The sequence below is a fragment of the Sphingopyxis sp. genome (assembly GCF_036402335.1).
In the GTDB taxonomy this organism is placed as follows: Bacteria; Pseudomonadota; Alphaproteobacteria; order Sphingomonadales; family Sphingomonadaceae; genus Sphingopyxis.
Window position 1 is genome coordinate 1 of record NZ_DASWTD010000064.1, and the last position, 5049, is coordinate 5049.

General features: G+C 65.5%; 5 protein-coding genes. 2 read left to right on the top strand and 3 right to left on the bottom strand.

The window, feature by feature from the left end; genetic code table 11:
* The coding region (locus VGD20_RS01975) for a helix-turn-helix domain-containing protein (protein ID WP_331132849.1) at positions 1–230 on the top strand (230 nt) is incomplete at its 5' end.
* A 5-nt stretch (positions 231–235) separates the two neighbouring features.
* Positions 236–1636 carry a HAMP domain-containing sensor histidine kinase gene (locus VGD20_RS01980; protein ID WP_331132850.1) on the top strand — a complete coding sequence of 467 codons (1401 nt, stop codon included), beginning with the start codon at positions 236–238 and terminating at the stop codon, positions 1634–1636.
* Here the strand turns inward: VGD20_RS01980 and VGD20_RS01985 are convergent.
* The 3 genes from VGD20_RS01985 to VGD20_RS01995 form a co-directional block, all read right to left on the bottom strand.
* Positions 1633–1977 (bottom strand): hypothetical protein, encoded by a 345-nt coding sequence (locus VGD20_RS01985; RefSeq protein WP_331132851.1) that lies wholly within the window; start codon positions 1975–1977, stop codon positions 1633–1635. The two genes, VGD20_RS01980 and VGD20_RS01985, sit on opposite strands and share 4 nt — an antisense overlap.
* A gap of 93 nt (positions 1978–2070) precedes the next feature.
* A complete protein-coding gene (locus VGD20_RS01990; RefSeq protein WP_331132852.1) occupies positions 2071–3630 on the bottom strand; it encodes a carboxylesterase/lipase family protein in 1560 nt (519 codons plus the stop codon).
* Positions 3631–3671: 41 nt separating this feature from the next.
* Positions 3672–5049 (bottom strand): TonB-dependent receptor (locus VGD20_RS01995; protein ID WP_331132853.1); only part of this gene is annotated, 1378 nt, incomplete at its 5' end.

Genomic DNA, 5049 nt, shown 5'->3' on the forward strand with positions numbered 1-5049 from the left:
AGCTGCAGCCGCGCGAGTTCCGGCTGCTCGAATATCTGCTGCGCCACAAGGATCGGGTCGTGACCCGGACGATGATGCTGGAAGGCGTGTGGGAATATCATTTCGATCCCGGCACCAACGTCGTCGACGTCCATGTCAGCCGCCTGCGCCGAAAGGTCGACGACGGATTCGACAAACCGCTCGTCCACACCATTCGCGGCGCGGGTTATATGCTCGGCAACCCGGATTAGGTCGCATGGGGCGCGGAAAATTCAACAGTACGATCGTCCGCCTGACCCTCATGCTGGTGCTCGCGCAGGTCGCGGCGCTCGCGCTCGGCCTGACGGTGATTCACCGTTTCACCGCGGCCACGATCCTTGCCGACGCCCGCACCGCGGCCGAGGTCGCACGCGACAATCTCGTCGACGAATATCGGCAGCGGGGCTTGCAGGGCCTTGCCCGGGAAATCGACTATCGCCTGAAAGCGCGGGACGACCGCAACTTCGTCGTGTTGCTGAAGGGACCGGACGGGCGGCGGATCGCGGGCAATATGCGTATATGGCCGTCGACCGTCGCCGAAAGCGCAGCGTGGCAGCAAGTCTGGTTGTATGGCGAAGGCGCCGCCGCAGCGAAGCCGATGGGCGTCGTGACGACGAAGCTTCCGGGCGGCGAGGCGCTGCTGACCGGCGAAATCCTCGAAGCGCAGCGCCAGCTTGCCGATGCCAGCGAGACGGCCTTTCTCTATGCGCTCGCCGTCGGCATCCTGATCGCCGGGTTGATGGCGGCCTTTGTCGCGTGGATACTGGCGCGCCGGATCGACGCCTTCTCGAATGCGGCGAAGGCATTTGTCGGCGGCCGCCTCGACACGCGCGTCGAGCGCGACGACACCGGCGACGCCTTCGACCGGCTGGCGGTCTCGATCAATGCGATGTTCGGCCGCATCGCGGGACTGGTGCGCGAACTGCGTATGGTGACCGATTCGATGGCGCACGATCTGCGCTCGCCCGTGTCGCGCATGAAGGCACGCCTCGAACAGGGGCTCGGGCGTACGCACGATGCCGAAGCGCGCGCCGCGATCGGCGCGGCGATCGAGGAAGCCGACGCGCTGCACCGCCTGCTCGACACCGCGCTCGAGATCAGCCGTACCGAGGCCGGTATCGGCCGCGATCAGTTCACCGATTTTCTGCTGCATCCGCTGCTCGAGGACATGGCGGAGGTCTATGGCCCCCTCGCCGAGGATCGCGGGTTCGCGATCGTCGTCGACGCGTCGGCGGAGCTGCGCATTCGCGCGCACCGCGATCTGCTAATGCGGGCGCTGTCGAACCTCGTCGACAACGCCCTCAAATATGCCGCAGGGGGGTCGACGATCCGGATCGAGGCGCGCGAAACGGGAAGTGGGGCCGTCAGCCTTGCGGTTGCGGACGATGGACCGGGACTGACCGAAAGCCAGATCGCCGAAGCCGTGCAACGCTTCGTCCGTCTCGACCCCGCGCGCGGCGGAACCGGCGCCGGGCTCGGCCTTTCGCTCGTCGAAACGATCGCCCATCTGCACGGCGGTACCATGCGCCTCGAAACCTGCCACCCGCACGGGCTGCTCGTCCGGCTGACGCTGCCGATCGCCGCCAGCGATCGCCTCCCCCAAGGTCCGGCCCCCTAGATATGGACGGCGTAGGTGATGACGAAGCAGGCAATCGTCATCAGCAGCATGCCGGCAATGAAGCTGGCGTCGGCGGCTTGTTCGAGCCGGTGAAGCCGTCTCGACGAATTCAGCCGCAAAGCGAAATAGGACGACAGCATCGCTGTGAGAAACAGCAGCGCGTCGACCGACAGCAAATCGTCGGCGAGCGTGGTGCGCCGCGCAACGCTGATCGTGACCTGCAATATGCCGATTCCGGTGAGGCAGACGCCCACCATCGCGGCCGCAATCGGGCAGATCAGCCGGCACGTGCGCTCGTCGAGTTCGGATCTCGATACCGGCGGGCGCGCATCTTTTCGCATGGCGCGGCAGGCATATCGACCGCCGGATTACCGAAGCATGGGCCGCGGATTACGCCGCCGTAACCATCGTGCGCCCGTCGCCTGCCGGCGCCGTCAGTTCTTACCCGGACCGGCGAGGTCGAGACGGGCCGACCAGGGGTCTTCGCCCGATCGCGCAACGCCCTCGGCGGTGAAATCCATCACCTCGCCGGGGCTGAAACCGGGCCATTCGGGCAGGCCCGGCCCGCTCGGATTTCCGGTTTTGACGAAATTGGCGACGAAGCGGTTGATCGACCGCGCCATCGCGCGGTCGTCGGCGGTTGTTTCCGGTCCGTATTTGGTTGCCACGGTATCGAGGAAATAGGGTATGTCGCTGGCATGCGCCGCGCCCTTTGCCCCGGCGCGCGCCGTCCCGGCGACATAGGAAAAGCGGTAGTGATAGGCGGGCTGTCCGGCAGCAGCGACGCGTCCGGCGACATAGCGCGCGGGTTCGATCATGAACCGGTCGCCGCCGACCTTCATCATCACATCGAAAAAGGCCGCATTCCCCTCGGGATCATAGATCGCCTTGGCTTTCGCGGCATTTGCGCCGAAACTCGCGAAGATCTCGTCCTTCGTCGCCGCGGGCACAAAGCCGATGTCGGCGCTCGTCGCACCGACCATCACCGGCACCGGCGCCTGTTCGCCGCGATCGAACATCGTCTCGACGCTGCCGGTCAGCGTCACGCCGTCGGTAATCGGTCCCGAATATGTAGGCGGGCCCGATGGTGGAGCAAAAAGGCTGGCGAGGTTGAGGCCCGACACGATCCGGTCGGCGGGCAGTGCGCGCAGGGCGGCCAGTGCGGCCGCATCGCCCCCCTCGATCCCGACGCTCCGGGCGAAATTGAGGCCGATCGTTTCGGCCGAGGGCGCCCCCGGCAAATCGCGCGCTATCTCGCGCTGCTGGCTGGCAGTGCGTCCGCCGCCCGACATGACGATGGCGCCGCGGAACAGGCCGCGCGCGGCGGGTGCCCCGAGCAGGCTGAGCACCGACATGCCGCCCGCGGACTCGCCCATGATCGTCACGCGGTCAGGGTCGCCGCCGAAGGCCGCAATATTGTCGCGCGTCCAGCGCAGTGCCGCCTGCTGGTCCATCAGTCCCCAGTTGCCGACCGGTCCCTCGCCCGCCGCCGACAGCGCGGGATGCGCGAAGAAGCCGAAACGCCCGACGCGGTAATTGAAGCTGACGAAGACGACGCCCTCCCGCGCAAAGGCCGCGCCGTCGTACACCGCCGGCGACGCGCCGCCGTTCACGAAGCCGCCGCCGTAGATCCAGAACAGGACGGGCAATTGCTTGCCCTTGGCGCCGGCCGGCGCCCAGACGTTGACGGTCAGGCAGTCTTCCGAGGGCGCGGTGCCGAGGGGCGCAGCATCGCTCGGGAACGGCAATTGCATGCAGTCATGCCCAAAAGCGGTCGCGTCGCGAACGCCTGCCCAAGGAAGAACCGGCCGGGGCGCCCGCCAGCGGAGCGGCCCGACCGGGGGAGCAGCAAAAGGAATGCCCTTGAACGTGTCGACGCCTTCCGCCGTCACGCCGCGGACGTTTCCGCCCGTAACCGTGGCGACGGGCGCGTCCTGCGCGGCGGCCGCGGGGACGGCGGCGGCAAACAGTGCGGCGGCGGCAAATATTCTCATGCTTCTTCTCTCCAACTGCGCTGTCTGCCTGTCTGTGTGCCTTAGAACTTCACCCCCGCACGGACGCCATAGGTGCGCGGATCGGCAAGATAGGCGGAACTGCTATATTGCGCCGAGGCCCCCTGCAGGGTGATCACATTCTCGAGATTCTTGACGAACCCCTGCACGAAGAAACGATCGTCGGGCGCCCTGTAGGTCAGCGTCAGGTCGGTCTTGTGATAGCTCGGGTTGCGGAACACCACCGGAACCGCGACGTCGGACAGCAGGTAGGAGTCGCTGACGCGAACGCGCGCACCGAACTCGAGATGGCTGCCTCCGCCGAGTTCCTGGGTGAAGGTATAACCCGCCGAAGCCGTAATGGTCGGCGAGCGGTCGAGGCGGACGCCCGCATAATCGATCGTCGGAACCGGGCGAAACGACGTATAACGCGCCTTCAGCCAGTTGAGCGAGATATCGAAACGATGCGCCGGATGCGGTGCCAGCACGGCCTCCAGTTCGACACCATCGACCTTCGCCGCACCGGCGTTGGTCGTGACCTGACAGGGACCGCCGCAGATGGTCGATGAATAGCTGAGCTGCATTCCCTTATAGTCATAATGGAACAGCGAACCGTTCAGCCGCAGCGCGCCATCGGCAAAGCGCCCCTTGATGCCTGCTTCATAGGCGGTGATCGTTTCGGGGTCGTAATAGAGCGCTTCGGCGGGCAGCGAACAGCCGGTCCCCGTTCCGATCTCGCAACCATCGTTGAAGCCGCCCGCCTTGTAGCCCGTCGAAACCGACGCATAGAGCAATGTGTTGCCGAGATCATAGTCCAGCCCCGCGCGCCACGTCACTTTGCTGAAAGTCCGGCGCGCATCATTCTGCTGTAGCGGAAGGATGCCGATCGGAGCGGGATATTCGAGGATCGTCTGGCCGACACGCGACTTGAGGTCGTGCGAATAGCGGATGCCGCCGGTGAATTTCAGGGCGGGGACCAGCTCATAGGTGAACTGGCCGAACACGCCCTTCGATTCCGAAATCGTCGGGTCCTGCGGGAAACCGTAGCGGATCACGCCTGCGGGCGTTCCCACCGGGAAGATCACCATGGGCGGATCGATGATGAACGCACCAATGCCCGACTTTTCCTTGAAATAATAACCGCCGACCTGGCCGGTGAAGGCACCGCCGTCATCATAGGCGAAGCGCAATTCCTGCGAGTTCTGCCAATAATGGCCTTCGAACACACCGCGCTGGGCCGTGGGGAAGAAGGGCGACAGATCCTGCGGCCCCTGTTCGTGCCGGTTGAACTCGCGGTAGCTGCCAAGATAGGTCATGGTGACCGGACCCAGCGCCCAGTTGAGCTCGCCAGTGACGCCCCAGGTATCATTGTCGTAAAAGGATTCAGAGCCTTCGTTATAATCCCGCGTCTGCTGGGCCGTC

What these genes read in the sequence shown, in the direction of transcription:
- VGD20_RS01980 (WP_331132850.1), top strand. Translation starts at nt 236, where the DNA reads ATGGGGCGCGGAAAATTCAACAGTACGATCGTCCGCCTGACCCTCATG.
- VGD20_RS01985 (WP_331132851.1), bottom strand. Translation starts at nt 1,977, where the DNA reads ATGCGAAAAGATGCGCGCCCGCCGGTATCGAGATCCGAACTCGACGAG.
- VGD20_RS01990 (WP_331132852.1), bottom strand. Translation starts at nt 3,630, where the DNA reads ATGAGAATATTTGCCGCCGCCGCACTGTTTGCCGCCGCCGTCCCCGCG.